Genomic DNA, 19,803 nt, shown 5'->3' with positions numbered 1-19,803 from the left:
TATATAATGAATATGTATAATGTTAATCAATCCTAAAAAAATTAACCAACGAAATCAAATGCTCTAAGCCTTGATATGATTGAACCGCAAAGGGGGCAAAGAACACAAAGGTAAGAGAGTTAAACGAGAGTTTTTGGTGTTGCTACAATTATTTTTTCAAAATTGGGATGCTCCCGAATGGAAAAATTCTGGTTTGATCAAACCTTCAATTATCAAACCAGTTTTAACTACCATTGCAAAAGGATTGGTAATTAAAAAATTAGGACAGCTTCAGGAAATAGACCGTCAAGAACTACAAAATCTTTTACGGGTCATTCTGGGTAAATAATATTGTAGGGCTTACGCAAGATTGGACTAAAAACCTGATTCTTGCGTAGGGGTAATTCATGAATTACCCCTACTTTTGTTCTGTTTTGCGTAAGTCCTGTATTGATTGAATTGCTCACGAATTATGATGACACTTTACCAAATCCCCAGGAGCAAAAGCACCATTTTCTGTAATGATGGCTGTAATTAAATCTGCGGGAGTAACATCAAAAGCAGGATTATAAAATTCTACTCCTGAAGGTGTCAAAACAGTATCACCAACTTGATAAACTTCTGAAGGATGACGTTCTTCAATAGGAATTTGACTACCATTAGCTAAGGTAAAATCAATAGTAGAAATCGGTGCAGCGACAAAGAACGGAATATTATGAGCTTTAGCTACAATTGCTAAACTATAAGTACCGATTTTATTAGCAGTATCTCCATTGGCAGCAATTCTATCAGCACCGACAACCACCGCATCAATTAAACCTTGTTGCATACAATGGGCGGCCATATTATCAGTAATTACAGTAACGGGAATTCCTTCTTGTACGCATTCCCAAGCAGTGAGTTTTGCACCTTGTAAACGGGGACGGGTTTCATCTGCAAATACTCGTGTGAGTCTTCCTTCTCTCCAAGCAGAACGCACTACCCCTAAAGCAGTACCATAACCAGCGGTTGCTAAAGCACCGGCATTACAGTGAGTTAATATGATTAACTTTTCTGGGGTTTTGGGTAAAACTGTTAAACCGTGATCACCGATTTTTTCACAGGTTTGGATATCTTCAGCGTTGATAGTTTGGGCAGTTTCTAGGAGAATTTGTTTAATTTCTGCTATTGTTCCCAGAGTTTCATAAGCTGTTTGCATCATTCTCCCAATTGCCCAAAATAAGTTTACCGCAGTGGGACGGGTAGAACGCAATAACTGGGCGACTTGTTCTAAACGGTTTAAAAATTCCGTGCGATCGCTGGTTTCAATTTCCCTTGCACCCAAATACATCCCGTAAGCAGCTGCAACACCAATAGCCGGCGCACCTCTAACTATCATAGTTATAATGGCCTCGGCCATGTCTTCGCTACGATTAATTTCTACCACTGCATACTCATTTGGTAAACGGGTTTGATCTATGAGTAAAACTGAGTTATTCTGCCAAACAACGGGATAAAGCATAAATCGGTAATGGGTAATGGGTAATTGGTGATTGGTAATAGCAAAACTGTCACCTGTCACCTGTCACCTGTCACCTAAGATTGTGGAAAATAAAGAATTATCATAGCAACATTGGGTTAATTATGGGCGATATCGCAAATCTTTCTGAATCATCTGCGTTTTTTGCTTAACAATTTTTAACATGATTTTGACCCAAAAATCCCAAAAAAGTTTCAACACTCGTTTTTACCCTCAAATTATTGAGAATGGTTGCGAATGACTCAACGTAATTTCAAGGGTCTTGACTTCTGAGAGGGTTATGTTATGATAGATTTTAGAATAGTCCAAGGGGAAATTATATCATAAATCGAAATTTACAGGATTATTCCCTATTCCCTACCTCTACGAAAAGACTTTCTCAGCAACTCCTATCTATATTATAGGTTTAAGTTGATTACTGATTACTGATAGCTGAATGCTTACTCAAAATTGATCTTATTCTCCCATTTTATCAAATAAATCTGCTAACACAACATTAGAAAATAAAAACCCATCAGGATCAGTTAACCGCAATTTTTCCCCCATAATTTGTACCCAACCTTGATCAAAATAAGGGTGCAAACATTGTTTAATTTTTTCTACTTTTTCTGTACCAAACTTTTGGGTTAAAGTCTTTAAATTCAAACCCGATGCTAAACGCAAACCCAGCATTAAAGTTTCTAACAATTCTTCCTCTATAGGTGTGATGTCACAATCAATTATTGCACCATTTTCTAACCATTGATAATATTCTTTAGTTTTACGAGGACGGGTAAAGCGTTTACCTTGTACATAACTAGCTGCACCCATTCCGAAACCGTAATAAGACAGATTTTGCCAATAAACTAAATTATGTTGACATTGATGTCCGCTTTTGGCATAGTTAGAAATTTCATAATGTTCATAACCTGCATCTGTTAATATTTTTTGCCCTAATTGATACATTTTGACAGTGGTTTCATCTGTCGGTAGCGGTTGATCTCCTGGTTGGTAATAACGTCCGAAAGCTGTACCCGGTTCTATGGTTAAATCATAAATAGAAATATGGGTAGGGGCAATTTCTACCGCTTTAGTTAGGGAATTTTCCCATTGATCTAAAGACTGATGTGGTAAACCAGAAATTAAGTCTATGCTAAATTCGGGTATTTCGACTTGGTGAATTAAATCAATAGCTGCAAAAATATCTTCAACTGAGTGCGATCGCCCTGCAATTTTTAACAATTCTGCTGGAAACGTTTGCACACCTAAACTTACCCGGTTCACACCTGCATTTTTATATCCTGTGATATGTGCTAAATCAAAAGTACCGGGGTCCATTTCCATTGAAATTTCTACCCCAGATGCAATGCCAAAACGCTTTTCTAATGTTGTTACAATCTGTTGTAATTGTTCTGTAGATAGCAGCGAAGGTGTACCACCACCAAAGAAAATGGTTTTTAAAGGTTGATTAAAAGTGGGTGCAGAGTTTATTTCTTGACAAACTGCCTCAACATATTGACTAATTGTATGTGATGTTTCACCCCGTGAGCGATCGCCCACCACAAACACCGGAAAATCACAATAAAAACACCGCCGCCGACAAAAAGGAATATGTACATAAGCAGCAGTAGGAACAGAAAAACTCATAATATTTTAGATTTGAGATTTTAAATTTATTTGATATCTACATTAGGTGATAAATTGCCCATTACCAATCACCAATTACCAATTACCCATTACCCATTCTCAGTTTCTTTACAACAATTCATCTTTTGATAACAAAAATAATAATAATTATGCAAGGAAAAGTCTTTGGGTATAATGTTTGCATAATTGTATTAACTGGTAAACCTATAGTGTAAGTTCATATTTCCCAAGCAATCACCGTTGAAATAAAAAATACCTTACTCTAATGGGTAAACACAGTCGCAGGAAAAATTATCATGCTTGATTTCACTATCATTCTCTCATTTATTATCGCCTCTGCGGGAATCGGTTATTTCAGTACCGACCTCCTCCCCCCTGGAACTCTTGACGGAGTAACCAACCTAGACGCTTTACGCTTAGTTGTTGCTGTCTTTGCTGCTATCATCGGTGGTGCAGTGGGTTTAAGTTTCCAGACTACTTACCGTCGTTTAGAAGCACAAGTTAAGGAAATGCCTCTAGAAGTCATTTTAACTCGTGCTATTGGTTTAGTAATTGGGTTGTTACTGGCTAATTTAATGTTAGCCCCGCTATTTTTATTACCCATTCCCACAGATTTCAGCTTTATTAAACCTCTAGTAGCTGTTGTTGGCAGTATCATACTTTCCGTAACGGGTATGAATTTAGCAGATACCCACGGACGGGGTTTATTACGCTTAATTAATCCTAACACTGTGGAAACTTTAGTAGTGGAAGGAACTCTCAAACCTGCAAATACTAAAGTTTTAGATACTAGCTGCATTATTGATGGCCGCATTGAAGCATTGTTAGAAACGGGATTTTTAGAAGGAGTAATAATTGTCCCCCGGTTTATTTTACAGGAACTGCAACAAGTCGCTGATGCCAGTAAAGATGTAAAACGGGTGCGAGGTAGAAGAGGTTTAGACATTCTCAACCGCATCCGGGAAACTTACCCAGAAAGGATTGTAATTAATTCTGTAGATTATGAAGAGATTCATACAGTTGATGCAAAACTGGTAAAATTTGCCCAAGAAATTAACGGAACACTGTTAACTAATGACTACAATTTATCAAAAGTTGCTAGTGTGCAGAAAGTCCCAGTTTTGAATGTTAATGACTTGGTAAATGCGGTGCGTCCTTCTTATTTACCTGGTGATAATATTGATTTGAAAATTCTCAAAGAAGGTAAAGAACCAACTCAAGGTATTGGTTATCTTGATGATGGAACAATGGTAGTTGTTGAGGAAGGAAGCGGTTTTGTGGGTGCTGAACTACGGGTAGTTGTCACCAGTGCTTTACAAACCTCAGCAGGGAGAATGATTTTTGCGAAACCTCAAGCTTCCGCTTTAGCGTGAGGGAAATGCTAAAAAAAATAGCTGTTTTCTAATCCCTGATTTCTTGAGTCAGGGATTTTGTATTTTAATCCTGACTCCTGACTCCTACTGTATCAACACCTCACCCAATTTTTCAACTTGATTTTTCAACTTGATTTTTCAACTTGATTTTTCAACTTGACTTTTCAAATTGATTTTTCAACTTGACTTTTCATCAATTTTTGCACACTTACCAAAGCTCGATTTAACTCATAATTTCTAATTTCTGGATTTTGTAAAAAAGCTTGTTGTTCTTCTTCTATCATTTTTACATCTTGTACCACCAAACCGTCAAGTAATTTCTGTGCTGCACCAAATAAGCTATCTTTAATAAACCGCCTAAACCATACAGGTAATTTGTGTAATCTCCAAAACGCATTGAGTGAGGTAAAATGAATTAAATAGGCTTTAGTTTCTGTCTCGTTTACTGGACATAATAAACAGTAAATTTTAAAATCATTACCCAAGGTAGAAACCCAATGAGGATAAACATAACTCACATCTAGTGGTTCAGGATGCAACCGACGCAAAGCAGGGAAAAATAATTGGGAGATTGACCAAATTTTATCTATTTTATAATAACTTTGGGCTGTATAATGGGCATGAACTTTATTTTCATCTTCATCAATATTTTGCAGTGATGCTTCCGCCCAAGCTTGTAAATCTTGATGCAAATGTCCGTGATACATATCCATCAAATTTTCAATTAAATAAGAATAATGGGCTTGAGTTTGAATCACGGAAACTGTGGCAATATAATTTAAATTATCCCATTCTGGTAAACCCATTGGTTCTATATTTGGTTCTATATTTGGTTCTATATTTGGTTCTTTATTTCCCGGAAATAACCAAATAAAACCATCTTGTTCTTTCACAGGATAACGGCGAATTTGACAAGTTGGCAATTTTTGATTATCTGCTAAATAGGGAACTGCTGCACATTCACCTTCACTATTGAACCGCCAACCATGATAAGCACATTCTAATTCGTTTTTTATTACTTGCCCATGACTCAGTTTAACTTGACGATGAGGACAACGATCTTCTAAAGCGTGAACTTTTCCTGTACTATCTCGATAAAGTGCGATCGCCTGTTTCCAAATCGTTACAGCTAATGGTTGATTTGTAACCTCCTTACTCCGTGCAACTACATACCATTGATTGGGGTTTATTGCTAATTTGCGGACACTTGTTTGTAAATTTGGAGAAATAGAAGCATGATTGCCAGGTATTATTTGTTGCATAAAATATTAATAATTAGGTATATTCCAAGATATAATATAGAAATTATATTTGATTTTTGCCTTTATTTCTTCTTTCCTGTTCCCTGTTCCCTCTTCCCTAAACTTCTGACACAAGCCAATTTTGCCTACAAACGATAAAGTAGTTGTAGATTAAAGCAGTAACTATATTGAGGAAAAAATCTGTATGACAAGCTACCAAGAAACCCTCACTCCTGATGAATTAGTTGATGAACTTATTGCTGAAACATCGGCTCCTAGTCATGTAGAATTAATTGAAAACGTCATTAGCACCCTACAACAAGATAATAGCGCAATGGTGAGTCACACACCAGATGGTGCTTATCTGTGGAAGTTTAAATATGGAACAGTGGAAGTATTTGTACAACTCACAGGTACTACTGATGAAGATACTATCACGGTTTGGTCTGCGGTGCTGAAATTACCTGCTAAAGATGAACCAAAATTAATGCGTTATCTGTTAGAGTTGAACTGTACCGTTACCTTGGAAGCTCGTTTTGGCATTATTGAAAATCAGGTGGTTGTCATTTGCACACGCACTGTAGCAGAATTGTCACCAGGGGAAATTTCCCGTATTATTACTATTGTTGCTACCATCGCGGATAACTATGATGAGCCTTTGATAGATGAGTTTGGTGCAGCATAGGCAATTTTGGATTTTAGATTTTAGATTTTAGATTTTGGATTTTGGATTTTAGATTTTAGATAGATTTTGTGGTAAAACAGGTTTGGCGACTAATTCCTTATTTTGCAGCTGCTGGTAAAATACAAATGGCAGTTGATAGATGGTTGCTAGAACAGCATGAGTCAGGAAAACATCCTTCTACTCTGCGGTTTTATACTTGGTCGCCTCCTGCGATTTCTTTGGGTTATCATCAAAAAAAATACCCGGAATTTTGGGAAAATCTCACCACCAATTTAACTGGGGATGGTGATAAACTGGATTTAGTACGTCGTCCTAGTGGTGGTAGAGCAGTTTTACACCAAGGAGATTTAACCTACGCAGTCATAACTTCAGAAATACCGGGTAGTCGTTTACAAGCTTATACAAAGATTTGTGAATTTCTGATTGCTGGATGGCGATCGCTCGGTGTAGAGTTAAGCTATGGTCAAGCTGTCCGTGGTTATATTCACAACCCTAACTGTTTTGCAACTGCCACAGGTGCAGATTTAATTTTAGCAGATGGTAGTAAATTAATTGGTAGCGCCCAACTGCGACGGGGAAAGACAATTTTACAACATGGTTCTATAATTTTACACCCAGATGCAGATTTATTTAAACAAGTCTTTGGGAAAGATACTTTTACTCCTGTGAAACTACCTGAAAATATCCATCGGGAAAAAATAATAGATGCGTTAATTACTGCTGCTTGTGATAGTTTTAATATGCAGGTTGAAATACAACCACTTTCTGAAATTGAGTGGAAAAACATTTTAGATAAATTGGCATAGATATTAATATTGGTTTTTATATTTCATACTATGCAAAAAACGTCCGGGAGTGTTGCCGTGTTTCCACCCCAGACGCTTTTTGAACTTTGCTCCTCACACACAACTAGAATATATCACTGGTTCAATAGAATAGCAAGAGTTTTCTTGGAAATTTTATATTAGTAAATTAAATATATCGTTTGCAGGGAAAATACAGCCAAATAAAAAACGCCTGGGAGTGTTGCCGTGTTTCCACCCCAAGCGTTTTTTAGTTCAACTTACTCCTCACACACAAAAATCATGTTAACTGTACCGATCAAAAAACGGATCTATTGAGTGCCACTTTTACAACTGCACTAATGTTAGGGACTGGGGACTGGTGACTGGTGACTGGTGACTGGTGACTGGTGACTGGTGACTGGTGACTGGTGACTGGTGACTGGTGACTGGTGACTGGTGACTGGTGACTGGGAATGTTTATTATTTTCCATCACAAAATACGTACCGATTTTACAGGATTAATTATTTCCCAATCACCAATCACTTAAATTAGTGTAAGAAATGCCTTACACCAGTTACAAGCATCAATAAACCCAGTTCATCAGCAGCTTTGATAGAGTCTTTATCTCGCAGACTTCCCCCTGGTTGCACAATAGCAGTAATTCCGGCTGCGGCTGCGGTTCTCACGGTATCATCAAAGGGGAAGAAACCATCACTAGCTAAAAATGCACCTTGGGTTTTTTCTCCCGCTTGTTCCAGTGCTATTTTTGCCGAACCTACCCGGTTCATTTGTCCCGCACCTACTCCTAAAGTCGTTCTATCTTTGCTGATGACAATAGCATTAGATTTAACGTGTTTACAAACTTTCCAAGCAAATAATAATTCTGCTAACTCAGCCGGTGTGGGTTGACGTTTGGTGACAACTTGCCATTTAGCGGTATCGGCAACGATATCATCCGCAGTTTGCACCAAGAAACCACCAGCGATCGCTCTCACAGTTTCTTTCGGTCCAGTGAGCAAATCTGGTAAAATCAGCACTCTGACATTACCTTTCTTAGTTAAAATTTCCTTGGCTTCTTCATCACAACTCGGTGCAACCACGCATTCTAAAAATGTCTTAGTTAATTCTGTCGCTGTGGCTGCATCAATAGCCCGGTTTAAAGCCACAATACCACCAAAAGCTGATGTAGAATCAGCATTGAAAGCTTTTTGATAAGCATCAAAAATGGTTTCTGCTTCCGCAGTTCCACAGGGGTTAGTATGTTTAATAATTGTCGCTGCCGGACTTGCGGTAAACTCAGCAATAATGCGGCGTGCAGCTTCCAAATCTACCAAATTATTATAACTGAGTTCCTTACCTTGCAATTTCGTTGCTGCTGCCCAACCAGTGGGTTTAGTTCCCGTTTGATACCATGCTGCGGGTTGATGGGGGTTTTCTCCATAACGCAGAGGTTGAATTTGTGTACCGGAAACCGTGTAAGTTTCTGGTAAACCTTCGCTTTGCGTATCCGCTAGGTAAGCTGCAATGGCGTTATCATAACTTGCGGTGTGCAAAAATCCTTTTAAAGCGCATTTTTGGCGAAATTCTAAAGAAGCAGAGCCATTTTGGCGTAATTCCTGCAAATACTCATCATATTGAGCCGGATCACATAATACTGTAAGATGGGCAAAGTTTTTTGATGAGGCGCGTAACATTGCCGGACCGCCAATATCAATTTGTTCTACTGCGTCTGCTAAGGTGACACCGGGTTTAGCAATGGTTTGCTCAAAAGGATAAAGGTTAACGACGACGAGATCAATAGGACGAATTTGGTTATCTTCTAAATCTTTGACATCTTGTTCTAAATCGCGCCGTGCTAAAATTCCGCCATGTATGCGGGGATGGAGAGTTTTTACCCGACCGCCTAAAATTTCTGGTGAGCCTGTATAATCTGAAACTTTTGTCACCGGGATTCCCGCATCTTTCAGGGTTTTGGCTGTTCCCCCACTGCTGATAATATCAAAGCCAAATTCCTCAACCAAGCTGCGGGCTAGGTCAATTATACCAGTTTTGTTAGATACACTCAGCAATGCCAGACGCGCCATAGTTCCCCTGTTTGTTTTGGACTACAATTTTGCAAATAGATGTTTATTTTACCTAATGGGGTGCTGTTGGGAAATGTAGAATTAGATATCTTTTGAGAATTACAGATAATTCAAGCACGGAAAACGAACCACGTTCACCGAAGGTGTTCCCGAAGGTGTTCCCGAAGGATAGGACGCAAAGGACACGAAGGGAAGAGGGTATAAGAGAGATTTTGCGTAATTACTATCTATATATTCCTGATATCAGCAAATATTCCGACTCCTGACTCCTGTACGGGCGAAGCATTCGGGCGAACAATTATTAATTTTTCTCCAAAGCTATTTTCCGAATGCTTCGCCCCTACAACTATTATTGTTGACTAAGTTCAATAATGTTATTATCGGGGTCTTTTGTGAAGAGGGCAGGACGACCGGAAGCACTTGCTTGAAATGGGTAGTTATGATTTTGTAATTCTGTTTTTGCTGCTTCTAAGTCAACAACAGAAAATGCAATGTGGGGGTTACGTCCCCATTTTTCGTTTTGGTTGTCTGTGGGGACGGTTGGGGATACTATTAAATGTATTTGATAGTTACCGAGTTGATACCATGCACCGGGATATTTAAGGGTGCGGTCAATTTTTGCGAGTCCTAATATTGTTCCATAAAAGTGTTCTGAGCGTTCTAGGTTGGTGACGAGGATGGCGGTGTGGAGACTTTGGGTAATTTGCATTTGATGGGATTGGTTTTTTGATGAGTTGTTGAGTAAGGGTTTTCAATTTTTTATTCTATCTCATTAATCCAATTTTGAATAGTATTGAGTAGGTTTTGTTGTTGGGGAAAACCTCTTAATGGTGGGTTTAATGGTTGTTCTGTGATGAAGGCGATATGTAATACATCTGTGAGTTTATTACAGAAGTTGATGATAGTTTCGTTTGGTTCGCAGTTGTTGATAATTAAAGCTAGGTTTTCGGTTTTTAGATGTTTTTTGATTTGGGGAATTTTGCTTTTTAGTTGAGGTGCGTTATTTACTGCGGGAATTTCTTCAGGTTCGGTAAATGCTGTGAAGTAAATTTGGTTGCAAATTTCTTGAGATATTTCTATGATGTCTGTTTCGTTTTGCAGGGTTTTGAGGTTGAGGGGAAGGGGATATGTTTTGGTTGTGGGTTGGAGTTGGGTGAGGAGGGAATGGGTATCTGTAAATTGGTTTTCTAGGTTTTGAATTGTGGGTGTGTTACCGTGCCAAGCGCGGTAAAATTCGGGGTAGGTCATATTTGATGAACAATTCAATAGAATTTCATAACAATACCAATAACGATCCTTGCAATTCTTATTAAATAAGAATTGAAAATAGTTTTTGTTTAAACCCCAAACTATTTCCTTTATCACATTAAATTGTGCTGTATGATCACAACTTATATCATATAAATAGTCTAAAACAGCCATGATAGTAGTATTATTCCTACTTTTTTCAAGGATCTGCATACAAATTTTAACTATTTTTAAGTCGTCATAATACCCAATCTGATGAAGAATATAAATTAATGATTCTAAAAAATCATCATTCTCATCATTCAAATTAGAATTAATTTCTCTGTAAATATTAACAACTTCAGTATTATTTTCAGAGAATATCTGAATCAATCTATTTATGATTGCTCCTCTGATAAATTGATCATTATTTGAACTCAATTTATTAACTATTGCTGGCACTTTTGCAGTATTTATCAATTTTACTTCTTCTTGATAATCAATTTCTAGCTGTTTTATAATTTCTTTACTCTTCTCATATTCGTCGTACATAACCATGAATGTATGAAAACCGAAATCATCATCTTCTTCTGTACTATAGTGCATCCAAATTCCCAACTTATTAATGAGAGATTTTCTAATTTCTTCTCTTTGTGATGATGATCTCATACGATCTAAATCATAACGCAATATCCAATCATAATAGTCAGAGTTCGATTTCCATACCTTATCAAATTCTCTAACAACTTCATCCTCATCTTCACAGACAACTTTATTTAAATAGCTATCAGTAAATTCTTGTAAACAGTCCTTAGCAATAGGAAATAAATTATATTCCCAAATATTTGTACAAACACCTTCAAAATTACAACCATCTTCAAACTTTGACATCTCTAACATAAATTCATCTTTGATTTTAGGTAATATATCTTGTCTTCCTATCCACAATAAAATTACCTCTTTCCATTTATCTTCAAAAATGCGATAAACACAATCTTGATTGTTACACTGAATAAAAGGATTAGGTTGAGCATTATTATGATTTAAAAAATAATGCCAATCATTAATAACTAAAGCTGCAAAATATTCCTGAAAATTGGGATGAAAGAAAGCATAAACAGGTTCATTACTTCTTGCATCTCTATCTACCAAATTCAACCAACCTACATGACAAGCTAAGTTAAATAAATCTTGACCCATTTTTTGAACTGCAAAACTTTCTTTTAGTCGAAATCTAGATCCCTCGTTAATTCCTGCTAAAGCTAATTTCCCTAATGCTTGATGTAATTCTTGTTTTAAAGTATAGTTGAAATTTTGAGGTACTAACTCAGGTTTCCAATCATAAAAATACTGAGTGTATAAACCAAAAAGTTCTGCTTTAGTTTCTGGTAAATCACTATGCTTATTTTGATAAAAAATCTGACATAAAAGAGATAATCTTAAAGGATTGGTAACTAATTCATAAATACGCTCTTTTCCTGGTTGTCGTAATTTCGCTTTTAGTTCCTCACCTTCATGAATTTTATTATCACATTTAAACCATTCTTCAATAAAATTATCAACGTCTTCAGGTTTAAACTCCTGTGTTTTATAGGTATCAAAACCAGGTAATTCATTGTTAGTAAGACTTGCATCCCAAACATTTAACCTACAAGTTAAAACTACTCGCGCTTTTCCTAACCAGTCTGTTAATGCTTGAGAAATTTTCCTTAATGCTTCTCCTGGTGAAGATTCTCCCATTTCATCAACACCATCTAACAGCAACCAAACACCACCTTTATAAAAGCGTGTTTTTAGCTGTTCCTCTATTTCTGAAGTAGAATTAAAATCAGGATTAAATAATTTTATTGCGTCAGGTAGCCATTTTTCGAGAATATATTCCTCTAATTTCATACCTTCCAAGCTACCGAGAGATATAAAAATGGGTAAATTTGAAGTTTTATCTTTTATATATGAAGCAATAGCATTTAATAAAGTAGTTTTACCTGCTCCCGGTTCTCCAACTATAGCAATATGCTTGTTTTTACCAGTAGGATTTTGATTTATTACCTGTTCTAGAAAATCTTTATGTTCATAAATTTTAGCAATGACTTCTTTTTCTAACTGATAAACGTCTCTTTTATCATTATTTTCATCTCGTTGTTGTTGGTGTTTGCGTTCTACTAAACCCAATGGAACATGAACATTTACCTCAAATCCCTTTTCTGAAGCTTTACGTCTGATGCGTTGCTGTTCTTGCTGCTGGGTTTCTAGTTTTTTGTGACAGACTTGTAACCAGTTAATATCATTCTGATTTTTTGAAGTATTTTCAGATTGGGGATACCATTCATCAGCATCAACAATATCTGTTGGTTTAAGTTCTAAAACTTTTGCTATAGCTTCAATAGTAGCTTTCTCTTTTCTTTCTCCTTGAAAAAGAGCATTCACTGTATCAATACTTTTCTCAGCTAGTTCTGCTAACTTGTCACGACTGTAGCCTTTATCCCTCATTTTCTGTTCAATCAATGCTAAACCTTCAGTTTTAATAACAAAACCACGTTTCCGCTTTGCATTCATAGTAAAAACTCACATTTATAACGACTATTAATACCATAATCAACTTCATGGCTGATTGGGAAGAGGAAATAAAAGAAGATAAAGGATTTAATATCTTCCCTTATCTTCCCTGTACACGGCTAATTTATCTCGATAAGCTCAAATCATCGAGCTAAAAACCTTATCGAGTCAGACTTAAATAAAATTATGTTGAAAAATAAACTTAACCTTCTCCCCCACTACTACGGTAAACTTACCAGAGAAAATGGAATCGGATATCTAGAAGATAGTCGCGGTATTAAACTTCCTAGCGTCACCTCAATTTTAAAAGCTGACAAACCACCAATAGAAAAAGCACAACTCAAAAACTGGCGACAAAAAGTAGGAAATGAGGAAGCTAATAGAATTATTCAAGCATCACGCCAAAGGGGTATACTCATTCATCAACAAATTAAAAATTACTTTTTAGATGAGCCGATTATTTGCCCTGAATTTATTAAACCTTATTGGCATAATCTCTTACCAATATTGGAAAATATTCATAACATCCGATTAATTGAAGCTAATCTGTTTCATTACTATCTAGGTTATGCTGGTAGAGTTGATTGTGTGGCGAATTATTGCAATATTCCCTGTGTGATTGAATTTAAAACCGCAGAAAGGATAAAACCTCTTTATGATGAACCTTTACAACTAGCTGCTTATTGCGGTGCTGTCAATCGTCAATATGGATTAAGAATCAAAAATACTCTGGTAATTGTCACAACTCCAGATGAAGCAATTGTACATTGGTTAGAACCTAAAGAAGTGATGCAAAAATGGCATCAATGGGAGAAAAAAGTTACTGAATTTTGGCCAAATGATGGCAATAGTTATCAAATTTCAGCCTAGTGTAAAAATACAGGAAAATATTTATGATGTAGATATGTAAAAGAGACGTTTCATGAAACGTCTCTACTAAGAAGCCCAACAAGTATGATCGGGAAAATTACCTGCTTTCCAATGCTGACGTAATTTAACCACTGCTCTGGTGAAAATATGCTGATAATTTTCAATATTAATGGCTTCAATTTCTTGAATTTTTCCATTATGTTTATCAAGATAAACTTTCCCTAAATGTTCGGGGTCAGTACCGAAATTATAAGTAACACCTTGATCATCTTCATTAACCTTAACTAACATTACATAAAAAGCCATAAAACTCTCCTATAATTTTCACCCAATATTGATTTTATTTATTCAGGAGTCCAAGTTCTCCCTGATTTCAGGGTAGCATTATGGGCAGTACGATAATCTGTTTTAAATATTCCTTCAAACCGAGATTCAAAATATTCATGTTCTAATAACTTTATATCCTCATTTTTATAATCTCCTGTTTGTAATCTCAACCAAGCATCAGCAATATCAGGATCGGGATCAAATGTTCTAATACTATCATCTAATTGATGTTGTTGAAAAAATATATGCTCTTTTATTCTTTTAATTTTACTTTCGGAAAAACCTGTATTTTTAGCAATATTTAAAACATCATCACTGTTTCTAATCTTTTCATAGGATCGCGGTGCATAAATCTCCCATCTATTAATATATTCATCCAGTTTACCACCAGTAAAACTAGAAATAAATCCTATTCTAACTCTCCATACAACCCAAATAAAAATGATTATGACAATAAATAAATCAATTAGTATCATTATTTTATCATAGGAATAAATTGGTAATTTTATCAGCTATGATCGCCATTTAGGTATAATACCAACAATTCCTATTTCTCTGCGTTCTTTGCGGTTCGTTAAAAAAAATTAGTAAAAAAATGTAAGGTGCGTTACCAACACACCCTACCTATCTTGCTTTTCTTAATGTTCAGCACCAGTATGTACAGTTTTCACCCACTTCAAACGCTTGGGACGAACCGACATCCGGGCAGTAGTGCTACTCATAACTACTAACCAATGCAACATATAAAGACTGCCGCGAATGGTTTGCAGAAGTAACACCAAATAATTAGATGTTTTCTGATCTTGGCGTGTGCGCTGTAACCCAGCAAACATCCCCACAAAAGACATCGTTACCGATAACCCAGTGATAGGGGCTAAAATGGGAGGACGATGGCGAATTACAGACATTAATAAATCTGGTACTGCTGCTGTAGGTAAAATATACATAATCAGCAGAAAAATCAGTAAATCCACAGTTTTCCGCGTTCCCATGCGGTTTTTGAGGATCAGATCCCAGTAATCTAAATAACGCTGATAACCACCCTCAGCCCATCTGTTACGTTGATGCCAAAGGGCGATCGCAGTTATCACACCTTCTTCCTGAACTGGGGGATAGAACATACATTCAATATCCCACTTATCCAAATTCAAGCGGATAGTCAAATCTAAATCATCGGTGATAGTCTCCTCATTCCAACCACCACAGCTATCCAAAGCTTGACGGCGGACAAACTGACCATTTCCCCGCAGTTCACCCAGTCCACCAATAGCGGTTCTTTGTTGTTGAAACCAAGTATCAACAGCCATTTCCGCCATTTGTCCCTTAGTCCAGAAATTTTCCTTAGCGTTGGCGATCGCCTTTCGCACCTGCACCGCCCCCACCTGTTCTCTTTGGAACACAGGAACAACCTGTAACAATAAATCTGGGTTAACTTGGGCATCAGCATCAAACACGGCAATAATATCACCCTTAGTCATAGGTAATACCTGATTCAAAGCCCCAGACTTACCGCCAATAGCATCAGCAGAACGCCTGAAAACTTTGAGTTGCTTGTATTCTTCCTGTAGTTCTGCTAATAACTGTGGTGTTTTGTCCGTACTATGATCATCAATAATCCAGACTTCATATTCACCATTAGCATATTCTAAACTACAAAGATTCTTAACCAATCTGCCTATGACCGCTTCTTCATTTTTTGCAGCTACCAACACAGAAACACGGGGTAAATCTCCCTGTATTTCCTTATGATGGTGGCGGGGTCTAGCAAAAATAATCCTGAACGCATGAATGCTTAAAATTGCCGTCAGTCCAAGAATAAAAATAGAACCCCAGGAAACCAAATGTAAAGCAATAGTTCCACCCCAAACCACAGTTAACATGAGGACAGCTTTGGGTCTACGTCCTTGAAAGCGGGATGAAGAATAAACAGTCTTGATCCCTTCCGTTAACTCCTCCTCTGTTGAAAGGTCAGACAGCAGGGAGTTAAGAGGATCAGAATTTCCGTTGTAAGCGTCGTTTTCCGGCCAGGAATTCGCTGGCATAGTTTAATTTAAGTAAAAAACCACTATTTGTTTAAAGTTTACAGTTTTTACAGCAGAAAGCCCACAATTAGGTATTTAACAATGCTAAACCCCGACCGACTTAACCTGTCGCTTTGTGAGATCATTTTGGATTGTTTTTGTGATCTCCAATCTAAAATCTAAAATCTAAAATCTAAAATTTTCTTCCCCAGTCCCCAATCACCAGTCCCCAGTCCCCAATCACCAATCACCAATCACCAAAATCAACGATTTCTGTTGCTTCAGCTAAAATTAGGAAACACCTAGCTGGGTTCAACAGACGTTTGAAATTAGGAGTGCATGGCGTGCCAACATCTGTTAAATATTTGCTGATTGGATCAGTAGAGACTTACAGTGGTAAATCCGCAACTGTTTTGGGTTTGTCTCATCAGCTAAAGCAAAAAGGATTGGATATAGCTTACGGCAAACCATTGGGTAATTGTGTACAGACCGCCGATGGTAGCTTAGTTGAAGAAGATGTGCAGTTTATTTCTCATAGCTTGAAACTGCCGGAAAATCGTGTTGCACCCACCTTACTTGCTTTAAATGAAGTCAGTGTCCAAAAACGGTTACGTGGTGAAGACAAAGCTGATTATCAGCAGTCACTGGTACAGCATTATTTACAAATACCACGGGGTGATTTGATGCTGTTGGAAGGACCAGGTAATTTACCAGAAGGTAATTTATTTGGCTTGTCCTTACTGGAAGTGGCTGAAGTTTTAGATGGGGGTGTGCTACTCGTACATCGTTATAAATCCCTGCTTTCAGTAGAGGCGTTGTTATCTGCCAAGAAATTGATAGGCGATCGCCTAGTTGGTGTTGTCATTAATGAAGTTCCCACCGAACAATTAGAAGCAGGTCATAATCTCTTACGTCCATTTTTGGAAGAGCATGGCATTCCTGTATTAGCAATGTTGCCAAAAAGTGACTTGCTCCGTAGCGTGAGCGTGGGAGAACTGGTAAAACAATTACAGGCTGAAGTTCTCTGTCGCAGGGATCGCCTAGATTTATTAGTGGAAAGTTTGGCCATTGGGGCGATGAATGTTAACGCCGCCGTTAAATATTTCCGCAAACGCCGTAACAAAGCAGTAGTCACAGGAGGCGATCGCGTGGAAATTCAACAAGCCGCTTTAGAAACTTCTACCCAATGCCTGATCCTCACCGGACAACTACCCCCTCCCGCCTTTATTCTCAATCGCGCCGAAGAATTAGAAATACCGATTTTATCTGTTGACCTCGATACCTTAACCACAGTGGAAATTGTTGACCGCACTTTCGGACAAGTTCGTGTCCACGAACCTCTCAAAGTAGAGTGCATTAGCCAATTAATGTCCGAACATTTTGACATTAACCGTTTCTTATCTCAACTAGGAGTCAAACCAGCAGCCGCTTTATCTTAGTCGGATTATTGACCCAAATTACCAGTTTCACCAGCGTAAATCCTACCATTGCCTGTTTCCAAAGCCTGACAGTGAACAGTAATTTTTTCCAACTACCTATTTTGTTAAAGCACTGCCATCAACAAAATCTTTTGTTACTTAACAAAATAATCAAGAAAACAGAGAAATCTGTAACTCTAGTTGGCTTCTTACCTACACGCTGTTTGATAGAATATCTAGGTTGTTTAATCTGATCACCTCCATCTTTGAGCCAGTCAACAGAACTTATCAACCTTGATACATTAGCGCAGGAACTGGCGACCATCCAGCAAACAGGTTCTAAACGAATCGCCTTGTTGGGTTCCCGTCATGTGCCAATTACTCATCAAAATCTCATTGAAATGATGACTTATGCCCTAGTTTTATCGGGCAATCGCATCATTACTTCCGGTGCTACAGGTACTAATTCCGCTGCCATCAAGGGCGCAACACGGGCTGACCCGAACTTATTGACGGTCATCCTACCCCAAAGCCTGGAACGTCAACCTTACGAATCACGCCAACAACTAGAGCAGGTCATGCATCTAGTCGAAAATCCCAGTAATGATAATCTGTCTTTAGCTGAGGCCAGCTACCTGTGCAACAAGGAGATTGTCTCCCGTTGTCAGCAACTCATCTGCTTTGCTTTCCACGACAGTCGCACCCTGCTACAAACCTGTGGAGAAGCAGAAGAACAAAGAAAAGTGGTGACACTGTTCTACTTTGATTAAAGTGAAACGCAGTCTCCACACCGCTAATGATAGAGATGGGTAATTACCAGTGGTTACTGGGTAATGTTTTATCTAAATTACTCAGTATTCCTTTGCGCTCACTAAAAACTACTACCAGTACCAGTATTTATTAGGTTAATGTCCCTATTGCAACTACCTATACCTGCTATTTTTTTGTACTCTATTGCTGCCGCCGCAGTTCTCATTTATGTACCGTTTTTATTCGTAGCTTACGGTCGGGCGCAGGTTGGTTTTGATTTATCTGCCCCTCGTGCCATGTTTGATCAATTGCCTCCTTATGCCCAAAGAGCTACCTGGGCGCATCAAAATTCTTTTGAGGCATTCATGATTTTCAGTGCTGCATCTCTAATGGCTTATGTCTGTGGGGTGAATACTCCTTTAGCAGCAATGGCAGCGATCGCCTTTATCCCCGCTCGGTTACTATACTCTATTTTTTATATTGCCAATATCCCCATTTTGCGATCGCTCATGTTTGGTATTGGCTCTTTTAGTTCTGCCACTCTCTTCTATTTGAGTATCATGAAAGTTTCAGGATAGGTGACAGGTGACAGGTGACAGGTGACAGGTGACAGGTGACAGTAAATCATTAGTTACCTATTACCCATTACCAATTACCAATTACCAATCACCAATCACCAATTACCAAATAAAACATTTCACATTCAATTTTTTTATGGCTTCTAGTTTTTCTTTTGATATTGTCAGCGACTTTGACCGTCAAGAATTAGTTAACGCTGTTGATCAAGTTATACGAGACATCAAAAGCCGTTACGATCTCAAAGACACACAAACAACTGTCGAGTTAGGCGAAAACAGCATTACTATTAACACTGACAGCGATATGACTTTAGAGGCTGTACATGGCATACTGCGGGAAAAAGCAGCCAAACGTAACCTCTCTCAAAAAATCTTTGATTTTGGTAAAGTTGAATCTGCCAGCGGCAACCGCTTGCGGCAAGAAATCAACCTCAAAAAAGGCATCAGTCAAGACATAGCCAAACAAATCTCTAAATTGATTCGTGATGAATTTAAAAAAGTCCAAGCCTCAATTCAAGGTGATGCTGTGCGGGTTACAGCCAAAGCTAAAGATGACTTACAAGCTGTGATCCAGAGACTCAAACAAGAAGATTTTCCTGTAGCTTTGCAGTTTACAAACTATCGTTAGATATTGGTGATTGGTGATAGGTGATTGGTAATTGGTAATTGGTAATTTGGAAAAATAAATTGATTACCCAGTCCCCAGTCCCCAGTCCCCAGTCCCCAGTCCCCAGTCCCCAGTCCCCAGTCCCCAGTCCCCAGT

At 37.8% G+C, this 19,803-nt stretch carries 19 protein-coding genes; 9 read left to right on the top strand and 10 right to left on the bottom strand.

The features are described 5' to 3' along the window. The first annotated feature begins 79 nt into the window (after nt 1-79). Nucleotides 80-328, top strand: a complete 249-nt coding sequence (locus FFR48_RS28920; RefSeq protein ID WP_201277586.1) for a hypothetical protein — start codon at nt 80-82, stop codon at nt 326-328. 114 nt (nt 329-442) lie between these two features. On the opposite strand, the gene mtnA is transcribed toward FFR48_RS28920, so the two are convergent. Both mtnA and hemW read right to left on the bottom strand, forming a co-directional pair. Then, complete coding sequence (mtnA, locus tag FFR48_RS07745; protein ID WP_137666974.1) at nt 443-1,480, bottom strand: S-methyl-5-thioribose-1-phosphate isomerase; 1,038 nt, start codon at nt 1,478-1,480, stop codon at nt 443-445. Between the two features lie 474 nt (nt 1,481-1,954). After that, nucleotides 1,955-3,124, bottom strand: a complete 1,170-nt coding sequence (gene hemW / locus FFR48_RS07740) for a radical SAM family heme chaperone HemW (protein ID WP_201277585.1) — start codon at nt 3,122-3,124, stop codon at nt 1,955-1,957. 296 nt (nt 3,125-3,420) lie between these two features. Between hemW and FFR48_RS07735 the strand changes: the two genes are divergently transcribed. Further along, nucleotides 3,421-4,497, top strand: a complete 1,077-nt coding sequence (locus FFR48_RS07735) for a PIN/TRAM domain-containing protein (RefSeq protein ID WP_137666961.1) — start codon at nt 3,421-3,423, stop codon at nt 4,495-4,497. 164 nt (nt 4,498-4,661) lie between these two features. Here FFR48_RS07735 and FFR48_RS07730 read toward each other — a convergent pair whose 3' ends face one another. Beyond that, the gene (locus FFR48_RS07730; RefSeq protein WP_137666960.1) at nt 4,662-5,759 is read right to left on the bottom strand and encodes an aromatic ring-hydroxylating dioxygenase subunit alpha; all 1,098 of its coding nucleotides are present in this window, start codon (nt 5,757-5,759) and stop codon (nt 4,662-4,664) included. Nucleotides 5,760-5,943: 184 nt separating this feature from the next. On the opposite strand from FFR48_RS07730, the gene FFR48_RS07725 reads away from it, so the two are divergent. Both FFR48_RS07725 and FFR48_RS07720 read left to right on the top strand, forming a co-directional pair. After that, complete coding sequence (locus tag FFR48_RS07725; protein ID WP_137666959.1) at nt 5,944-6,423, top strand: YbjN domain-containing protein; 480 nt, start codon at nt 5,944-5,946, stop codon at nt 6,421-6,423. A gap of 125 nt (nt 6,424-6,548) precedes the next feature. Beyond that, the gene (locus tag FFR48_RS07720) at nt 6,549-7,229 is read left to right on the top strand and encodes a lipoate--protein ligase family protein (protein ID WP_201277587.1); all 681 of its coding nucleotides are present in this window, start codon (nt 6,549-6,551) and stop codon (nt 7,227-7,229) included. 341 nt (nt 7,230-7,570) lie between these two features. On the opposite strand, the gene FFR48_RS30030 is transcribed toward FFR48_RS07720, so the two are convergent. From FFR48_RS30030 to FFR48_RS07705, 4 genes are all read right to left on the bottom strand, one after another. Continuing rightward, nucleotides 7,571-7,699 carry a hypothetical protein gene (locus tag FFR48_RS30030; RefSeq protein WP_268932419.1) on the bottom strand — a complete coding sequence of 43 codons (129 nt, stop codon included), beginning with the start codon at nt 7,697-7,699 and terminating at the stop codon, nt 7,571-7,573. 58 nt (nt 7,700-7,757) lie between these two features. Continuing rightward, nucleotides 7,758-9,293, bottom strand: coding sequence for a bifunctional phosphoribosylaminoimidazolecarboxamide formyltransferase/IMP cyclohydrolase (purH, locus tag FFR48_RS07715; RefSeq protein ID WP_137666957.1), 1,536 nt, complete (start codon nt 9,291-9,293; stop codon nt 7,758-7,760). A 349-nt stretch (nt 9,294-9,642) separates the two neighbouring features. Then, entirely contained in the window at nt 9,643-10,002 is a 360-nt protein-coding gene (locus FFR48_RS07710) for a VOC family protein (protein WP_137666956.1), read from the bottom strand. A 50-nt stretch (nt 10,003-10,052) separates the two neighbouring features. Continuing rightward, nucleotides 10,053-13,076, bottom strand: coding sequence for an NACHT domain-containing protein (locus FFR48_RS07705; RefSeq protein ID WP_137666955.1), 3,024 nt, complete (start codon nt 13,074-13,076; stop codon nt 10,053-10,055). 186 nt (nt 13,077-13,262) lie between these two features. Here FFR48_RS07705 and FFR48_RS07700 point away from each other — a divergent pair, with 186 nt between their 5' ends. Beyond that, a complete protein-coding gene (locus FFR48_RS07700; protein WP_137666954.1) occupies nt 13,263-13,946 on the top strand; it encodes an exonuclease in 684 nt (227 codons plus the stop codon). A gap of 66 nt (nt 13,947-14,012) precedes the next feature. Here FFR48_RS07700 and FFR48_RS07695 read toward each other — a convergent pair whose 3' ends face one another. The 3 genes from FFR48_RS07695 to FFR48_RS07685 form a co-directional block, all read right to left on the bottom strand. Then, nucleotides 14,013-14,252: a hypothetical protein gene (locus FFR48_RS07695; RefSeq protein WP_137666953.1), complete on the bottom strand. Its 240-nt coding sequence runs from the start codon at nt 14,250-14,252 to the stop codon at nt 14,013-14,015. 38 nt (nt 14,253-14,290) lie between these two features. Further along, nucleotides 14,291-14,749 (bottom strand): hypothetical protein, encoded by a 459-nt coding sequence (locus FFR48_RS07690; protein ID WP_236104027.1) that lies wholly within the window; start codon nt 14,747-14,749, stop codon nt 14,291-14,293. Between the two features lie 162 nt (nt 14,750-14,911). Then, entirely contained in the window at nt 14,912-16,315 is a 1,404-nt protein-coding gene (locus FFR48_RS07685) for a glycosyltransferase family 2 protein (RefSeq protein ID WP_137666952.1), read from the bottom strand. A 323-nt stretch (nt 16,316-16,638) separates the two neighbouring features. Here FFR48_RS07685 and FFR48_RS07680 point away from each other — a divergent pair, with 323 nt between their 5' ends. From FFR48_RS07680 to FFR48_RS07665, 4 genes are all read left to right on the top strand, one after another. Beyond that, nucleotides 16,639-17,733, top strand: a complete 1,095-nt coding sequence (locus FFR48_RS07680; protein WP_137666951.1) for a phosphotransacetylase family protein — start codon at nt 16,639-16,641, stop codon at nt 17,731-17,733. 245 nt (nt 17,734-17,978) lie between these two features. Next, entirely contained in the window at nt 17,979-18,482 is a 504-nt protein-coding gene (locus FFR48_RS07675) for a DNA recombination-mediator protein A (RefSeq protein ID WP_096571951.1), read from the top strand. Between the two features lie 138 nt (nt 18,483-18,620). After that, nucleotides 18,621-19,040, top strand: a complete 420-nt coding sequence (locus FFR48_RS07670) for an MAPEG family protein (protein WP_096571952.1) — start codon at nt 18,621-18,623, stop codon at nt 19,038-19,040. A 136-nt stretch (nt 19,041-19,176) separates the two neighbouring features. Continuing rightward, nucleotides 19,177-19,668 (top strand): YajQ family cyclic di-GMP-binding protein, encoded by a 492-nt coding sequence (locus FFR48_RS07665; protein ID WP_137666972.1) that lies wholly within the window; start codon nt 19,177-19,179, stop codon nt 19,666-19,668. Nucleotides 19,669-19,803: the final 135 nt, after the last annotated feature.

The sequence above is a fragment of the Sphaerospermopsis reniformis genome (genome assembly GCF_005402885.1).
GTDB classification, from domain to species: domain Bacteria; phylum Cyanobacteriota; class Cyanobacteriia; order Cyanobacteriales; family Nostocaceae; genus Sphaerospermopsis; species Sphaerospermopsis kisseleviana.
The sequence above is the reverse complement of the archived record's forward strand: the minus strand, read 5'-3'. Positions and strand labels throughout refer to the sequence as shown.